The sequence below is a fragment of the Paenibacillus aestuarii genome (assembly GCF_027789125.1).
GTDB lineage: Bacteria > Bacillota > Bacilli > Paenibacillales > NBRC-103111 > Paenibacillus_E > Paenibacillus_E aestuarii.
On record NZ_JAQFVF010000092.1, the window covers coordinates 47973 to 61565 of the forward strand.

General features: G+C 51.2%; 18 protein-coding genes. 5 read left to right on the forward strand and 13 right to left on the reverse strand.

Annotation, left to right across the window (positions count from 1 at the left end; all coding sequences use genetic code 11):
- Position 1: 1 nt before the first annotated feature.
- The 7 genes from spoIIIAF to O9139_RS32115 form a co-directional block, all read right to left on the reverse strand.
- Positions 2-730 carry a stage III sporulation protein AF gene (spoIIIAF, locus tag O9139_RS32085; protein WP_270885815.1) on the reverse strand — a complete coding sequence of 243 codons (729 nt, stop codon included), beginning with the start codon at positions 728-730 and terminating at the stop codon, positions 2-4.
- Between the two features lie 13 nt (positions 731-743).
- On the reverse strand, positions 744-1943 hold the full coding sequence (spoIIIAE, locus tag O9139_RS32090) for a stage III sporulation protein AE (RefSeq protein WP_270885816.1): 1200 nt from the start codon (positions 1941-1943) through the stop codon (positions 744-746).
- A 39-nt stretch (positions 1944-1982) separates the two neighbouring features.
- Positions 1983-2372 carry a stage III sporulation protein AD gene (gene spoIIIAD / locus O9139_RS32095; protein WP_270885817.1) on the reverse strand — a complete coding sequence of 130 codons (390 nt, stop codon included), beginning with the start codon at positions 2370-2372 and terminating at the stop codon, positions 1983-1985.
- A 10-nt stretch (positions 2373-2382) separates the two neighbouring features.
- Complete coding sequence (gene spoIIIAC, locus O9139_RS32100; protein WP_056614718.1) at positions 2383-2586, reverse strand: stage III sporulation protein AC; 204 nt, start codon at positions 2584-2586, stop codon at positions 2383-2385.
- A gap of 23 nt (positions 2587-2609) precedes the next feature.
- Complete coding sequence (gene spoIIIAB, locus O9139_RS32105; RefSeq protein ID WP_270885818.1) at positions 2610-3128, reverse strand: stage III sporulation protein SpoIIIAB; 519 nt, start codon at positions 3126-3128, stop codon at positions 2610-2612.
- A gap of 13 nt (positions 3129-3141) precedes the next feature.
- A complete protein-coding gene (gene spoIIIAA, locus O9139_RS32110; protein ID WP_270885819.1) occupies positions 3142-4122 on the reverse strand; it encodes a stage III sporulation protein AA in 981 nt (326 codons plus the stop codon).
- Between the two features lie 73 nt (positions 4123-4195).
- Positions 4196-4462, reverse strand: coding sequence for a YqhV family protein (locus O9139_RS32115; RefSeq protein WP_270885820.1), 267 nt, complete (start codon positions 4460-4462; stop codon positions 4196-4198).
- Between the two features lie 365 nt (positions 4463-4827).
- Between O9139_RS32115 and comA the strand changes: the two genes are divergently transcribed.
- Genes comA through O9139_RS32130 form a run of 3 tightly spaced genes read left to right on the forward strand, consistent with a single transcriptional unit; the run spans position 4828 to position 6879 of the window.
- Complete coding sequence (gene comA, locus O9139_RS32120; protein ID WP_270885821.1) at positions 4828-5634, forward strand: phosphosulfolactate synthase; 807 nt, start codon at positions 4828-4830, stop codon at positions 5632-5634.
- A 5-nt stretch (positions 5635-5639) separates the two neighbouring features.
- Positions 5640-6359, forward strand: coding sequence for a 2-phosphosulfolactate phosphatase (locus O9139_RS32125; RefSeq protein WP_270885822.1), 720 nt, complete (start codon positions 5640-5642; stop codon positions 6357-6359).
- 55 nt (positions 6360-6414) lie between these two features.
- The gene (locus O9139_RS32130; protein ID WP_270885823.1) at positions 6415-6879 is read left to right on the forward strand and encodes a DUF441 domain-containing protein; all 465 of its coding nucleotides are present in this window, start codon (positions 6415-6417) and stop codon (positions 6877-6879) included.
- A gap of 6 nt (positions 6880-6885) precedes the next feature.
- On the opposite strand, the gene O9139_RS32135 is transcribed toward O9139_RS32130, so the two are convergent.
- The 5 genes from O9139_RS32135 to O9139_RS32155 form a co-directional block, all read right to left on the reverse strand.
- Positions 6886-8142: an aspartate kinase gene (locus tag O9139_RS32135; RefSeq protein ID WP_270885824.1), complete on the reverse strand. Its 1257-nt coding sequence runs from the start codon at positions 8140-8142 to the stop codon at positions 6886-6888.
- A gap of 193 nt (positions 8143-8335) precedes the next feature.
- Entirely contained in the window at positions 8336-8893 is a 558-nt protein-coding gene (gene efp / locus O9139_RS32140; RefSeq protein WP_270885825.1) for an elongation factor P, read from the reverse strand.
- A 15-nt stretch (positions 8894-8908) separates the two neighbouring features.
- Positions 8909-9982 carry a M24 family metallopeptidase gene (locus O9139_RS32145; protein WP_270885826.1) on the reverse strand — a complete coding sequence of 358 codons (1074 nt, stop codon included), beginning with the start codon at positions 9980-9982 and terminating at the stop codon, positions 8909-8911.
- A 19-nt stretch (positions 9983-10001) separates the two neighbouring features.
- Positions 10002-10433, reverse strand: a complete 432-nt coding sequence (gene aroQ, locus O9139_RS32150) for a type II 3-dehydroquinate dehydratase (protein ID WP_270885827.1) — start codon at positions 10431-10433, stop codon at positions 10002-10004.
- A 63-nt stretch (positions 10434-10496) separates the two neighbouring features.
- Complete coding sequence (locus tag O9139_RS32155) at positions 10497-10985, reverse strand: YqhR family membrane protein (protein WP_270885828.1); 489 nt, start codon at positions 10983-10985, stop codon at positions 10497-10499.
- Positions 10986-11135: 150 nt separating this feature from the next.
- On the opposite strand from O9139_RS32155, the gene O9139_RS32160 reads away from it, so the two are divergent.
- Both O9139_RS32160 and O9139_RS32165 read left to right on the forward strand, forming a co-directional pair.
- A complete protein-coding gene (locus O9139_RS32160) occupies positions 11136-12080 on the forward strand; it encodes a DUF1385 domain-containing protein (RefSeq protein WP_270885829.1) in 945 nt (314 codons plus the stop codon).
- Positions 12077-12349, forward strand: coding sequence for a hypothetical protein (locus O9139_RS32165; protein WP_270885830.1), 273 nt, complete (start codon positions 12077-12079; stop codon positions 12347-12349). The genes O9139_RS32160 and O9139_RS32165 overlap by 4 nt, the downstream gene beginning before the upstream one ends.
- A gap of 2 nt (positions 12350-12351) precedes the next feature.
- Here O9139_RS32165 and O9139_RS32170 read toward each other — a convergent pair whose 3' ends face one another.
- Positions 12352-13326 carry a patatin-like phospholipase family protein gene (locus O9139_RS32170; RefSeq protein ID WP_270886018.1) on the reverse strand — a complete coding sequence of 325 codons (975 nt, stop codon included), beginning with the start codon at positions 13324-13326 and terminating at the stop codon, positions 12352-12354.
- Positions 13327-13593 lie beyond the last annotated feature (267 nt).

Genomic DNA, 13593 nt, shown 5'->3' on the forward strand with positions numbered 1-13593 from the left:
TTCACCTCGCTATCGCTCCATTCGATTGTTCAAACCGGATGTCAATCTGTGCGGGTTCCACCTGCCAGTCGCGCTCGATCCCTTGCGTGAGCCGCTTGCGTTCCTGTTCTTGCGCTGGGGTTAGCCCGGTCGCAGCTTCACCGCTTGCCTTCGCCGAAAGCCCCGGTTCGATCCGAATCGGATCAACGGGCTTGACCGGTTCCATTGCAGCGATGCTGTGCGAGCCTGAAGCGCCCGATGGTTTCGATTTTGCCTCTATAACATCAAGGGTCACCTTGACCTTGGTAATGTCAGGTTTCCCGTTATTGTCAAATTGGGCCAGCACTTGAACGTCTTGCACCGAATAATCGGTTTGCTTCTGCAAATCTTCTTTCAGCAGTGCCGCCAGCTGGGTTTGTACCATGAGCAGCGACTGTTTTTGGCCTTCAGCCTGCAGTTTTTGCCCTTCTTTGGTTATCGCGTCCAGCGATTTCATGTAGCTGTTCCCTCCAGCTGATGCCAGCATGGTCGTTTCATTCTGCTTTTGTTCAGCCGAGCTGATCAGTTCATCGAGATTCCAGTCTTTCTGAAAGAGCTTCACGACCGGAGAAAGCAGTGTGAGCAGGACGAACAAGCTCATCACCGTCTTGACGTAACGCTGCATCTTATTGCTAGGTAGCAGCAGATCAACGAACGTGGCCAGCAAGATGATCATGATGACAGCTTTCAGCCATCCGCCCAACCATTCCATGTCTTCGCCTCCTTCACCGCATCATCACCGAAACGTTGCTGACGGCAATCATTATTGTGATGGCCAGGAAGAACATGAGCCCCACAGCCGCTAAGGCGGCAAACACATAAACGAGACTTTTGCCAATTGTCTGCAGGCAAGAAATCATGGGATTGTCGCCAAGCGGCTGCATGATCGCTGCGGACAGGTTATAGATAAAGGCGAGCGTCAATATTTTGATGGCGGGAAACGCGCAGAGCAGAATCAAGATGACGACGCCGACAAGGCCGACGGCATTCTTGACTAGCACGGACGCGCCGATCACCGTTTCGGTGGCATCGGAGAACAGCCTTCCGACAACCGGCACGAAGTTGCCGGCGACGTACTTGGCTGTGCGGATCGTCACCCCGTCCCTTACGGCGCCCGCCGACCCCTGGACGGAGATGACAGCCAGGAACACGGTCACGAAGATTCCCATAATGCTAAGGCTGATCGTTCGAAGCAGGTTCGCCAGCTGCGTCACTTTGTACTTGTCGCTGATTGCGCTGACGATGTGCAGCACTGCTGAGAAAAACAGCAGCGGAAAGACGAACACGTAGATCGCGGTCCCCACCGAGTGGATCATGAAGACGATGAGCGGATGCAGGATGGCGACGGAGGTTACATTGCCCATCGAAGCCAGCAAGGTCAGCAGCAGCGGAACGATGGCCACCATGAATTGGATCATGGACGTAATCGCCGACTTGGCGTAGCCGATCGCGACGCTGAAGCTGTTGATGGCGATGATGATCAGCACCATGTAGGCGATAGAGTAGCCCAGCTTGCTCACCGTATTTTTCTCAAACGAGCTTTGCAGCGTTTCCAGCAGCATGCTAAACACGGTTAAGATTACAATCGAGGCCAGCAGCTTGCCGTTGACGATCACTTCGTGAAACACGTAGCTCAACAGCCCTTTAAAAATGCTCTTCATACTGATCGCTTTGGTGCCAAGCAGTAAATCCATGAAGCTCGGCGTCTTGCTTTCCGGGAAATAGCCGCCGTATTCGTTCATCAGCTTATCCCAGTACTGTTCGACCTGCTCGGTCTGCAGGTGGCTCGCCTGCTCTTTGATGATGGCATCCGTCGGCGATTCCGACACCGCTGTGCCCATCCATCCGAGCCATAAGCTCAGCATCAATATCAGAACCAGCATCCAACGGTTGTCCAGCACCTGGCGCGAATAGGGTGTGATCATGGGAGTCAGCTCCTAAGCTAAGATTCCGGCAGTCGAGCTTCAAGCCGGCAGCAGCTTTACGACGGTTTCAATAATGACGGAAATGATGGGAATAGCCATGACCATAATCAGGATTTTGCCGGACAACTCGATCTTAGAGGCTATGGATTCCTGACCGGCATCTCGGACGACTTGCGCCCCGAATTCGGCGATGTACGCAACCCCGATGATTTTGAGAATCGTTTTGAGAAATACCATGTTGATGTTCGACTTTTGTGCCAAGTCTTCCAGCACCTGAATGACCGAAGAAATTTTGCCGATCAGGAACAAGAAGATCATGACGCCGGTAAACGCGGCCAGCAGGAATGCGAACATCGGCTTCTGCTCTTTGATAATCAGCGTCAATATGGTCACAATGAGCCCTAGTCCGACAATCTGGATGATTTCCATCAGGATCACCTCATTGGAAGAGGAAAATCGTTTTGATTTCTTTGAACAAATTGTCCAGCATACTGACGACCATGAAGAGCACGACCACAAAACCGATGACCGTGACCCAATGCGCCATATCCTCTTTACCCATCTGCTTGAGCACCGAATGGATCATCGCGATGATGATGCCAATGCCGGCGATCTGGAAAATGGCGTTCACATCTACGTTCATTCCAGGCACCTCACTTAAGCAACCTAATACATCAATATCACGACTAGTGCGCCGATCAGTACGCCAAGGCTTTTCCACATTTTCTCATACCGTCGCTGCTCGTCCCGGGATTCCGCTTCCTCCGCCTGCAGTTGGCTGACGGCCAGCCGCAGATGCTTGACCTGGTCGCCCCGGTCCGTCAGCCCGAGCACGCTGCCAAGCTGCAGGACCACCTCTTGCTCCGCCTGCTTCATTGAAGACCGCTTCCATACCTCCTGCACCGTCTGCTGCCAAATCTCTCGCAGTGGCGCTCCATGGCTTGCCAGGAGGCGTTCTGACGTGAGCCGAAACAAGGAGGCTAGCGGTTCAGCGAGCTGTTTGCCCAGCAGGGCGAAAGCTTCCGGAAGCGGAGTTAAGGCGTAGATAATCTCCGTTTCCATGCGCTGTAAGGCGCTGATCAGCAGACGAATTTGCTTGGGACGCCTGGCGTAATGGGCAGCCTGGATAAATCCGATCAAAGCGGCGGCTCCGATAATCAGCACAGCTCCGATAAACTTAAGCATGTTTCATCATCCTCTACCCCCATCTCTGCGGTTCAAGCTGCCTGCCTTGGCGGTCCAGTACCCGAAATGGCGCCTGCTTGCCCTTCCTGCGATCCAGTATGACATATCTGGCAAACACCCCTTCATCAAGCAATTCCTTGAGCACCGGCCGCTGGCGCGCGTCTTCATAATCAGCGCCATGAGCAGTGGCGATCACCCGAATTCCAGCATGGAGCGCTTCATGAATGGCCCGGGCATCCTCAGGTCGGCCGATCTCATCGACGACCAGCACCTCCGGCGACAAGGACCGGATCATCATCATCATGCCCTCCGCCTTAGGGCATCCGTCCATGATGTCGGTGCGCGGTCCGAGGTCGAACCGGGGCACACCTTTCACACAGGCGGCCAACTCCGAGCGCTCGTCGACGACGCCCACTTTGCGACCAGCCAACGTTCCGGCTGCGGCGGTTCCCCATTCGCCCCGGCTGACCAGCCTGGCCAAGTCGCGTACGAGCGTTGTTTTTCCTTGCTGCGGAGGCGAGATCACCAAGGTGTGATGGACGCTTCGCGATGCCGGATCATACAGATAGGGTACGATTGTCTTGCCGACCCCTTGCAGATCCCTGGCGACGCGAATGTTAAAGGAGCTGACATCGCGAATCTGCTTGACCTGCCCTTGATCCAGCACGGTGCGCCCGGCTAGTCCGACACGATGGCCGCCTGGAATCGTAATATACCCTCTGCGCAGCTCCTCTTCGTAGGTGTACAGCGAGTGATTCGTCAACTGCTCCAGTACATATTGGAAATCTTTCCCTGTCGGCTTGTACGCTTGCGCTTCATGCTGCACAATCTGCCCGCTTTCGCTTAGGAAGGCGTAGCGATCTTGGTAGCTGATCTCCAGCGGCCGAGATTCCCGCAGCCTGATCTCCTCTACGCTAGCTTTTACGCCTTCTGGCAGGTGCGCGAGTATAAATCTGAGAGAATGGGGGAGCAGGTTCATAATAGAGTCGAGCATGGGCTGACATGCCTCCAGATTGTCCAGTCTTCTATATTCCATTTGTATGCCTATTAGAAAGAAATATGACCGATTACTTTTTTAAGATTCCGATAAAAATACAGCTCACCCCTGCCAAAATCCATATCATTTTGCCAAATGATAGTTTCTCCGCGATGCCTACTAGACCGATCGTAGTCGTCGTTAGAAGTACTAGAGGTCCTACTAGAGCCAGCGTCGTGTTCACCAGCAGCGCCTTCTCTATCGTCGCCAGCCGCAGCATCAGGATAGCCGCAATAATCTCGATGCTTCCGGACAGCATGCGGAGCGAGGCCATGCTCAGCACGATTTTGTTGATCATGTTAACTACTCCCCTCCTTAAAATGGATTGAACTTTTCGAAGCCCGCCAACGCTCCTCCGCGGAGGGAACTGAAATTGAGTGGAGGCGTACTTTTGTAAACCTGTTCTGTCCAACCACAGCTGGTTACCAATAAGGAACAGCTTTACAACGGTAGCCGGAGGTCGATTTCCATTCACAACAGCTCTCAATTGCAGCAGTTAGCGGGCTCAACGCAGGGCAATCCTTCTAACCTACCTTATGCGAGCTCGTCTCCATTTAGGCACGTTATTGCGTTTTTCGCCGCCAAGATGGGCACCTCCCTAATTCCAGGTGCATATGATGACACAGAAATTAAACCTTAGAGGGATAGTGAGGAGATTTACCGATGGAAGTGACCTCTCATCTGAAATGGAACCCGATTCTGGCCGATCCCACGGGGCGAAGGCAGAGCAAACCCAGAACACTTGGAAAAACGATGGTAATCGATAAAGGTTTGGGCTTGCATGCCTTTGAAGATTTGCTAGCGACTTCCGGCGACCATTTGGATATGATCAAAATGGGCTTCGGCACCTCACCGCTGTATCCGCTTGAGCTTCTGCGCACCAAAATCGAGATGGCGAAAGCCAAAGGCATATGCGTTTACCCAGGTGGAACGTTTCTGGAAGTAGCGATTGCCAAGCAGGCGATTCCATCTTTTTTCGAGATGATTTTGGCGCTTGGCTATACAGGGCTTGAAGTATCGGACGGCACAATTGAGGTCAATCGGAAATTGCGGAACGAGCTGATTCTGCGAGGCGTAGAAGAGGGACTGCAAGTCATTACGGAATATGGCAAAAAAGGGTGGGGGTCCTCCATCGAGCTTGAAGAGCTGATCGAGACCGTCACACTCGATGCCCAATTCGGTGCTGAGCTTGTCACGATTGAAGCCCGGGAATCCGGGATGGGCGTCGGCATTTTCGATGCGCTGGGGAATTGTAAGGATGAAGAGCTGCAGCAAGTGTTATGCGCTATACCAAGTCAGCAGCTGCTGCTGTGGGAAGCGCCGCTGAAAAACCAGCAGGTCCATCTGCTTCAAACACTGGGGCCGGATGTTCATCTGGGTAATATTTCCACCCAGGACATCATCTCTTTGGAAGCTTTACGCAGAGGTCTCCGCTCCGACACGCTATTCTTCGGTACCAGAGAGGAATAAAAGTCATGCAAATCGATGTCATTCCCAATATCGGCGAAGCCCGAACGGATGAATTCCTTCACAAAACCGTTATCGTCATCGATGTCTTCCGCGCGACCAGCACGATGATCGCCGCGCTTGGGAACGGCTGCACCTCGGTCGTCCCGGTCGAGACCGTGCTGCAAGCCAAAGACATGCAAAAGCCCGGAGATTTGCTGGGCGGCGAGCGGTTCTGCAAGAAAATCCCCGGCTTTGATCTGGGCAATTCGCCGGTGGAGTACTCGCCAAGCGCCGTGCAAGGCAAGCGTGTGATCCTGACGACGACCAACGGTACGCGCGGGATTCAAAAGGCAGTTAGAGGCGAGAAAGTGTTGGCCGGCGCTTTAATTAACGGCAGCGCCTGTGCGAAGGCAGCCATTGATTTCAAGCGCGATGTCATCATTTTATGTGCGGGCACGCAGGATGTTTTTTCTTTAGAGGATGGGCTCTGTGCGGGGCTCATTACCAGCGAGATTGCTGGCCTCATCGGCAGCAAGCAAATAACGGTCAACGATTTCGGTCTGGCGATGTGGAACTGCTACCTGCATGCGAAAGACAACATGCTGGATGTGCTGCAAGCTTGCGCGAACGGGAAAAGGCTTTGCAAGCTTGGCTTTCAGGAAGACCTCGCCTACTGCGCCAAGGTGAATATCCTCCCGCATGTGCCTGTGCTGGATCGGGAGCAGATGGTGCTGCTTCCGTTCTAAAAACAAGCCCCCCTCATAGACTAAGATTGACGAATATGAGACAAGGGGTTTTGGCATGAACGGGGATATTTTATTAGTCATTCTCATTATTATCGGGCTTGTTGGCCGTTCGCCGATCATTACGACGGCGGCCTGTGTTTTACTTGTTTTCAAGTTAATTGGCTTGGACCGCTACTTGCCGACTGTCGAACGAAGAGGCTTAGAGCTTGGTCTGCTCTTCTTAACGATGGGCGTGCTTGTCCCGTTCGCAAGCGAGCGTATTTCGTACAAAGACATCGCCAGTGTCTTCACAACCTGGCCGGGCATCATTGCGTTGATTGGCGGTGCCATCGCGACATACATGAATGGCAAAGGGCTTGAATTATTAAAAATAGACCCACAATTAATTGTGGGTCTTGTTCTTGGTTCTATATTCGGCATTATCTTCATGCGCGGCATTCCTGTCGGACCGTTAATGGCTGCGGGAATTACGGCATTTCTCTTAAAGATCGCTTACTTCTTGGCGGATAAGTTCAAATAGCTGATCTTATCTGCGGTCTTGCGGTCCGCCGACGAACACTTGGCTTGTTGTGTCCAAGCCATAAGCCGTATGAAGGGCGCGGATGACATCCTGCAAGTGTGTGCCGTCAATGACACAGGAAACCTTGATTTCCGATGTGCTAACCATGGAAATGGTAATGCCCAAGTCGGAAATCACTTTAAACATGGTAGCCGCAACGCCCGGTGTGCTGACCATGCCTGCACCGACGATGGATACTTTCACAAGGTTTACTTCCGAAGTCACTTCGCGGAAGCCCACTTCGCCGCGCAGCTGCTCCAGCACATCCAGCGCTTTGGCTTTATCTTCCAAAGTCGTCGTGAAGGAGAAATCAGCCGATCCGTTCGTCACACCGCTCTGTACGATAATATCTACGTCGATTTGTACATCGGCGAGAGAGGTAAACACTTTCGCAAGCTGTCCTGGTTTCTCAGGAACACCTAGAATACTTATTCTTGCCACATTTTTATCATAAGCGATGCCGCGTACGACGATTCCTTGCTCCATGACTGCTTCCTCCTTCACATTGGTACCTTCATTATTCGTAAAGCTGGAACGAACCACGAGGGTTACGTTGTAGTTCTTAGCGTATTCCACCGCTCTTGGATGCAGGACGGCTGCTCCGAGATTCGCCAATTCCAGCATTTCATCATAGGAAATTTCATTCAGCTTACGCGCTACCTTCACGATCCGCGGGTCTGTCGAATAGACGCCGTCGACATCCGTGTAGATCTCGCAAAGATCCGCTTTAATTGCTGCCGCCAGGGCGACTGCCGTCGTGTCGGAACCGCCTCGCCCCAGTGTCGTGATCTCCCCGGACTCCGTCATCCCTTGGAAACCGGCAACGATGACAACATTGCCCTGCTCAATTGCATTCAGCACACGATGCGGCTGGATATCTGTAATTCTCGCTTTCCCGTGCAGCTCCTCGGTGAAAATACCGCTTTGCCAGCCGGTGTAAGACACCGCTTTTTCACCTAAACTATGTATCGCCATCGATAAGAGGGCAACGGACACTTGCTCTCCTGTCGTTAACAGCATATCCATCTCGCGGGCCGGAGGGGCTCCGTCGTAAATTTGCTTGGACAGGTCAATCAATTCATCGGTTGTATCCCCCATCGCCGAAACGACCACCACGCAGCTATGCCCGGCTTGCTTTCGTTCCACGATCCTTCTTGCTACACGTTTCATTCGCTCCGCATCACCGACAGAGCTGCCGCCAAATTTCATGACGATTAGAGACATAGCTGACTCACTCCTAACGCATACTATTGCTTAACATTTCCGTATTATAGCATAAAACAGCGAATTGTGTAGATAATTCCGAACGATTTCCGCAAAAACCCCGCTCATTCATCGGAATCAGGGATTTTAACAAAAAACAGACCAAAACTGAAAGATCAGTTCTGGTCTGTTTGCCATTCACACCCGAGCTTCATTAAGCACGGGAGATGTATTTGCCGTCATCCGTATCAATCAGCAGCACATCGCCTTCGTTGATGAACAATGGCACTTGCACGTTAAGGCCTGTTTCGAGCTTAGCGTTCTTCGTTGCACCTTGCGCCGTGTTCCCTTTAATGCCCGGCTCGGTTTCAGCAACTTTCAACTCAACGCTCTTAGGCAGGTTAATACCGAGAATTTCACCTTGGTAGCTCATGATTTTGATCATCATGTTCTCAATCAAGAAGTTCAATTCCCATTTCAATTGATCCTGCTCCAAGCTGATTTGGTCAAAAGTTTCTGTATCCATGAACGTATGCTCGCTGCCGCTGGCATACAGGTACTGCATTTCACGGTTGTCGATGTGCGCGCGGCCCACGTTCTCGCCTGCACGGAATGTACGCTCAACGGTGTTGCCGTTGCGCAGGTTTTTCAATTTGGAGCGAACGAATGCCGCGCCTTTACCTGGTTTCACGTGTTGGAAATCCTGAACAGTGAACAAATCGCCTTCTACTTCGATGGTAAGTCCTGTTTTAAAATCGTTAACTGAAATCATGCGTAGAGCCCTCCGCTAATCAATAATGAGAAAATCTTTCGTTGAATGTGTAAGTATTTTAATGCCGGTGTCGGTAATTACGACATCGTCCTCAATCCGTACTCCCCCGAAACCAGGGAGATAGATGCCAGGCTCGACGGTTACGACCATACCGGGAGTTAAAATCATATCTTCCGTCTTGGACAATCGCGGAGATTCATGAACCTCCATGCCCAATCCGTGTCCTGTACCATGGCCGAAGAAATCGCCATAGCCGTGCTTGATGATGACGTCCCGCGCGAACGCGTCGCCTTCACGGCCTGTGATGCCCGGTTTCAAGTTCGCCAAGCAATTCAATTGCGCTTCTAGCACAATGTCATAGATTTCTCTATGCTTGTCCGTTGGCTTGCCGAGCATAACGGTACGGGTGATGTCAGAGCAGTATCCTTTATAATACGCTCCAAAATCTAGTTTGACAAATTCGTTGCCTTGCAATACACGATCGCTGGCTTTGCCGTGCGGCAGCGCGGAGCGCTCGCCGGAAGCGACGATCGTTTCGAAGCTGGTCGAAGTGCCGCCGTTTTTGCGGATGAACATCTCGATTTCAAGCGCGATCTCTTTCTCAACTGCACCTGGCTTCAGGAAGGACAAAATGTGCGAGAACGTTTGATCCGCCAAATCCGCCGCTTCCTGCATCACCTGCAGCTCGGCTTCGTCTTTGACGATCCGGATCTGCTCAACGATGCGGCTGGTCGGCACCAGCTCGATGCCTTCAAGACCAGCTTGAAAGTTCACGTAGTCGCCGTAAGTAACGTCTGCTTGTTCAAAGCCGACTTTTTTAATGCCTTGCTGCTGCAGTAAGTCCTTGACCGTTTCAATCGCCTTCGGCTTATGTTCCACAACTTCGAACAATCTCGCCTGCTGCGGCGCTTGCGTCATATACCGGAAATCGGTCAGCAGCAACGCCCGATCCCATGTGATAAGAATATAGCCGGATGATCCTGTGAAGCCCGATACATATGTACGGTTATAAGCATTCGTGATGAGCAGTGCTGGCAAATCTTGCTGCTGCATGACTGTTCTTAGACGTTCAATGCGTTTCTCCTGCATCCATTATCACCAATCTTTCTTACAAGTGGGGTAGTAGCGCTCGTAATCCGAGCCCATAGCCTGCGGCTCCGAACCCGCATATTTGCCCGATCACGACAGGAGCGGTAACCGAAGTGTGACGGAACTCTTCACGCTTGTGAATATTCGACAGATGAACCTCCACAGCGGGCAGTTGCACGGTCGACAGCGCGTCGCGAATCGCGTAGCTGTAATGCGTGAAGGCGCCGGGGTTAATCAGGATGCCGTCTTTGGTGCCGTAAGCCTCATGAATTTTGTCGATGATATCGCCCTCATGATTGGATTGATAAGCTTCGAGTTCAATCGACAGTTCCGCGGCAAGCTGTTCAAGACCTTCAAGAATGGCAGGAAGTGAGTCCTTTCCATAAATGCCTGGCTCCCTTACGCCGAGCATATTTAAGTTCGGACCATTAATAACTAGGACCTTTTTCAAGAGAACCCTCCTAGCTTCAGCAAATGGTTTAAGCTTTTGAACTTAAGTATTTTACCATAACTTTCATGTCTTGTGTATAGGCTCTCTTTCTCTTTCATCATTATATTCAACCGTAATGGAATATCCGATGAACATGCCCCACACCAGGAAAAGGCAAAAATCACTCAAGATGGAATTCAAATCCTGATCTTTAATCCAGAACACCATCCCGGTGATCGGTCCGATCAGCAAATATAAGACACACCACCAGACGAACCCGTACGCAATCCCCCACCAGGGCCCGTCCTGCTTCCAAAGCATAACCATATAAAGGAATGCCGCCACAATCGAAAATAGCGTGAAAAAGCCCCAGCCCATCAGCATCCCCTGCCAAGTGAGCAGAAAATCATGGCGAAAAAACGGTTCAACTAAAAATCCGATCGTAATTTTCGTGAATTTGAAGTATTGCTCGACAATTTTCAGAGCCCCCCATATAAATCCGGCAAAAAAACCAATATAAAGCGCAAATAACCATCGGTTTGTTTTCATCTTGCTTGCCTGCGTGTCACTCATGCCTCTTCCATTCCTTTCTCTGTATACGCTGTCCGTCATTTCCTGAACAGGAATAGTATGTTCTACCTTCATCTGTAGCATTCAAACCGCGAATCCGTTACAATAAGTAGATAGTACCTAAATCAAGTATAGATTAAAGAAGGTGGACCTATGGCAGAACAAAACAGTATTTACGGAGGACAAGCCGTCATCGAAGGCGTCATGTTCGCAGGAAAGAATGTGCACGTTACCGCTGTGCGCAAAAAAGACGGCTCCATAGAATATCTAGAGGTGCCGAAAAAAGTCATTCCTTGGGTCCAAACACTCAAAAAAATTCCTTTTATCCGGGGCATCGTCGGGATTATCGAATCCAGCGCCAAAGGCGCGCAGCACCTGAATTTTTCGGCGGAGGCATTTGCCGAGCAAGAGGGTGAGGAGCAGAACGCTCCGCGGAAAGAAGAAAAACCAGGCCTGTTCAACAACGTCTCCATGATTCTAGGCGTTGCTGTGGTCGGTGTCATTTCCTTCCTTTTCGGCAAATTCGTCTTTACGCTGGTGCCAGCGATTATAGAGCAGTTTTTATTCGGCAATGTATTTAGCAATCAAATTCTTCATAATCTTGTAGAGGGCGTTATTAAGATCATCCTGCTGGTCGGATATATTTATTTTATCTCATTGACCCCGATGATCAAACGCTTGTTCCAATACCATGGGGCTGAGCACAAAGTCATTAGCGCCTACGAAGCCGGCATGGAACTCACTGTCAGCAATGTGCAGAAATTCAACACGCTTCACTACCGTTGCGGCAGCAGTTTCATTGTCTTTACCGTTATCGTCGGTGTCGTGATCTACTCGTTCCTGCATTATGACGGTTACGTGGAGCGCATTGTACAGCGCCTGCTGCTGCTCCCTGTTGTCATTGGCGTTTCCTATGAAGTGCTGCGCTTCACCAATTCGCTGCGCGATACACCTGTTCTGCGAGTGCTCGGTTATCCGGGACTGTGGCTGCAGCTGCTGACTACGAAGGAACCGGAGGATAGCCAAGTCGAGGTCTCCATTGCCTCTTTCAACCGTATGCGCGAAGCGGAAAAAAGAATTATGGAGGGACAGGCATGAGAAGACGTTTTTCAGCAGTCGAAATCGTTATTGGCGTATTGATTGCGATTGGTTTAATCGTAAGCTTGCGAACTTTATTCATCCCAATCCTCGTGCTGGGCATCATCTTTCTCTTATATAAATTTCCGCCGAACCGTTGGAAATGGAACGCGCGGATGAGCCGCAGGACGCGAAAGGGGAAAACAAAAACCGCCAAGTTCCGTGTTATTAACGGTGGCGGATCGAACCCATCGGATTCCGATTCCGATGATATGCCGAAATATCATTAAGATTAACCATGCTGGTCTTTATGGCGTCTGAGCACATATTTCTCGTAATTTTGCTCGTACGTCGCCATCGTCCACTTATGAAAGTATTGATCCGTGGCTTGATATCCTGAATTGAACAAATCGATGCTGGTGTCCTTGGACAGATCAAATTGGATGTTCTTGACGCCGAGTGTTGGGATTTTCACGGTACGGAACCGGTTGTGCTGTTCGATATAGCGCTCGTCATGAGCATCCAGCATCGTTCCGAATAAAGCTTCCAGCATTGAGAACGGGCCGTGAATCCGGTGCATCTGCTGATCGCTCTTCCCAACTAGTTGAAAGCCGATCACCGGAATCCGCTGCGTATCCGCATCTCGATCGAAGACCCACAGCGGAAAGTTGCTTAACAGCCCTCCATCGACGATATAATAGAATTGTTTGGCAAAAGGCTCTGCATTGGCAGAGCTTTTTATTTTTTGCCGGATCATCACGGGATCAAAAAAATAAGGGATGCTCGTGCTCATCCGCACAGCCTTGGCTACCGAAAACCGGCTGGGATCGATGCCGTATTGCGCGATATCGTCTGGCAGCACCAGCAGCTTCCCCTGTGTGATGTCCGAGGCGATGATTCGCAGCTGATTCGGCCTGAGGTCGCCAAAGGTGCGGATGCCTTTTGCCAGCAGATGGCCGTAGATCCATTGCTCCAGCGCTTCGCCGGAGTACATCCCTTTTTTGATCAGCAGCCGCACCGCGGGTCCGATGACTTTCGCATTGTAGATCGGCGAGCGCTTCAAAAACGATTTGAACGGCATTCGGATGATTAAATCTTTCATCTCGTCTCCCGTGTATCCCGCTGCTAGGAGCGCAGCTACAATGGATCCGGAGCTTGTACCGGCTACCTGGTGGAATGTGTACCCCCGCTTCATCGCTGCACTCACGCCGCCAGCCAAGGCAATGCCCTTCACGCCTCCGCCTTCAAACACGCCATTGATTTCCATCATCGAACTCCCTCCTTCAGAAGCCCCGTTTCATGGCAGTAGGCTCACTTTGGTATATGCACGGTGGGATTGTATCTATGACAAGAAATCTGACGGGTCGCGGCGCAGTTTCGGTTGAGGTGACGATGATTGCTGTAGTCCGGAAAAACCCAATTGCAGCTGGCTGCAGCTCGTACTTGATCGCTGTAGTCCGGTTTTGCCGAACTACAGGCACCTTTTTCGCTCAAACGCGTAGAAAGGTGCTCTGCAATTGGGCAAATCCGGACT

Coding starts and splice junctions, on each gene's coding strand:
- spoIIIAB (WP_270885818.1), bottom strand. CDS start 3,128: ATGCTTAAGTTTATCGGAGCTGTGCTGATTATCGGAGCCGCCGCTTTG.
- O9139_RS32165 (WP_270885830.1), top strand. CDS start 12,077: ATGAGAAGACGTTTTTCAGCAGTCGAAATCGTTATTGGCGTATTGATT.
- O9139_RS32115 (WP_270885820.1), bottom strand. CDS start 4,462: ATGATCAACAAAATCGTGCTGAGCATGGCCTCGCTCCGCATGCTGTCC.
- spoIIIAC (WP_056614718.1), bottom strand. CDS start 2,586: ATGAACGTAGATGTGAACGCCATTTTCCAGATCGCCGGCATTGGCATC.
- O9139_RS32160 (WP_270885829.1), top strand. CDS start 11,136: ATGGCAGAACAAAACAGTATTTACGGAGGACAAGCCGTCATCGAAGGC.
- spoIIIAE (WP_270885816.1), bottom strand. CDS start 1,943: ATGATCACACCCTATTCGCGCCAGGTGCTGGACAACCGTTGGATGCTG.
- O9139_RS32130 (WP_270885823.1), top strand. CDS start 6,415: ATGAACGGGGATATTTTATTAGTCATTCTCATTATTATCGGGCTTGTT.
- O9139_RS32155 (WP_270885828.1), bottom strand. CDS start 10,985: ATGAGTGACACGCAGGCAAGCAAGATGAAAACAAACCGATGGTTATTT.
- O9139_RS32145 (WP_270885826.1), bottom strand. CDS start 9,982: ATGCAGGAGAAACGCATTGAACGTCTAAGAACAGTCATGCAGCAGCAA.
- efp (WP_270885825.1), bottom strand. CDS start 8,893: ATGATTTCAGTTAACGATTTTAAAACAGGACTTACCATCGAAGTAGAA.
- spoIIIAF (WP_270885815.1), bottom strand. CDS start 730: ATGGAATGGTTGGGCGGATGGCTGAAAGCTGTCATCATGATCATCTTG.
- O9139_RS32170 (WP_270886018.1), bottom strand. CDS start 13,326: ATGGAAATCAATGGCGTGTTTGAAGGCGGAGGCGTGAAGGGCATTGCC.
- spoIIIAD (WP_270885817.1), bottom strand. CDS start 2,372: ATGGAAATCATCCAGATTGTCGGACTAGGGCTCATTGTGACCATATTG.
- spoIIIAA (WP_270885819.1), bottom strand. CDS start 4,122: ATGCTCGACTCTATTATGAACCTGCTCCCCCATTCTCTCAGATTTATA.
- O9139_RS32125 (WP_270885822.1), top strand. CDS start 5,640: ATGCAAATCGATGTCATTCCCAATATCGGCGAAGCCCGAACGGATGAA.
- O9139_RS32135 (WP_270885824.1), bottom strand. CDS start 8,142: ATGTCTCTAATCGTCATGAAATTTGGCGGCAGCTCTGTCGGTGATGCG.
- comA (WP_270885821.1), top strand. CDS start 4,828: ATGGAAGTGACCTCTCATCTGAAATGGAACCCGATTCTGGCCGATCCC.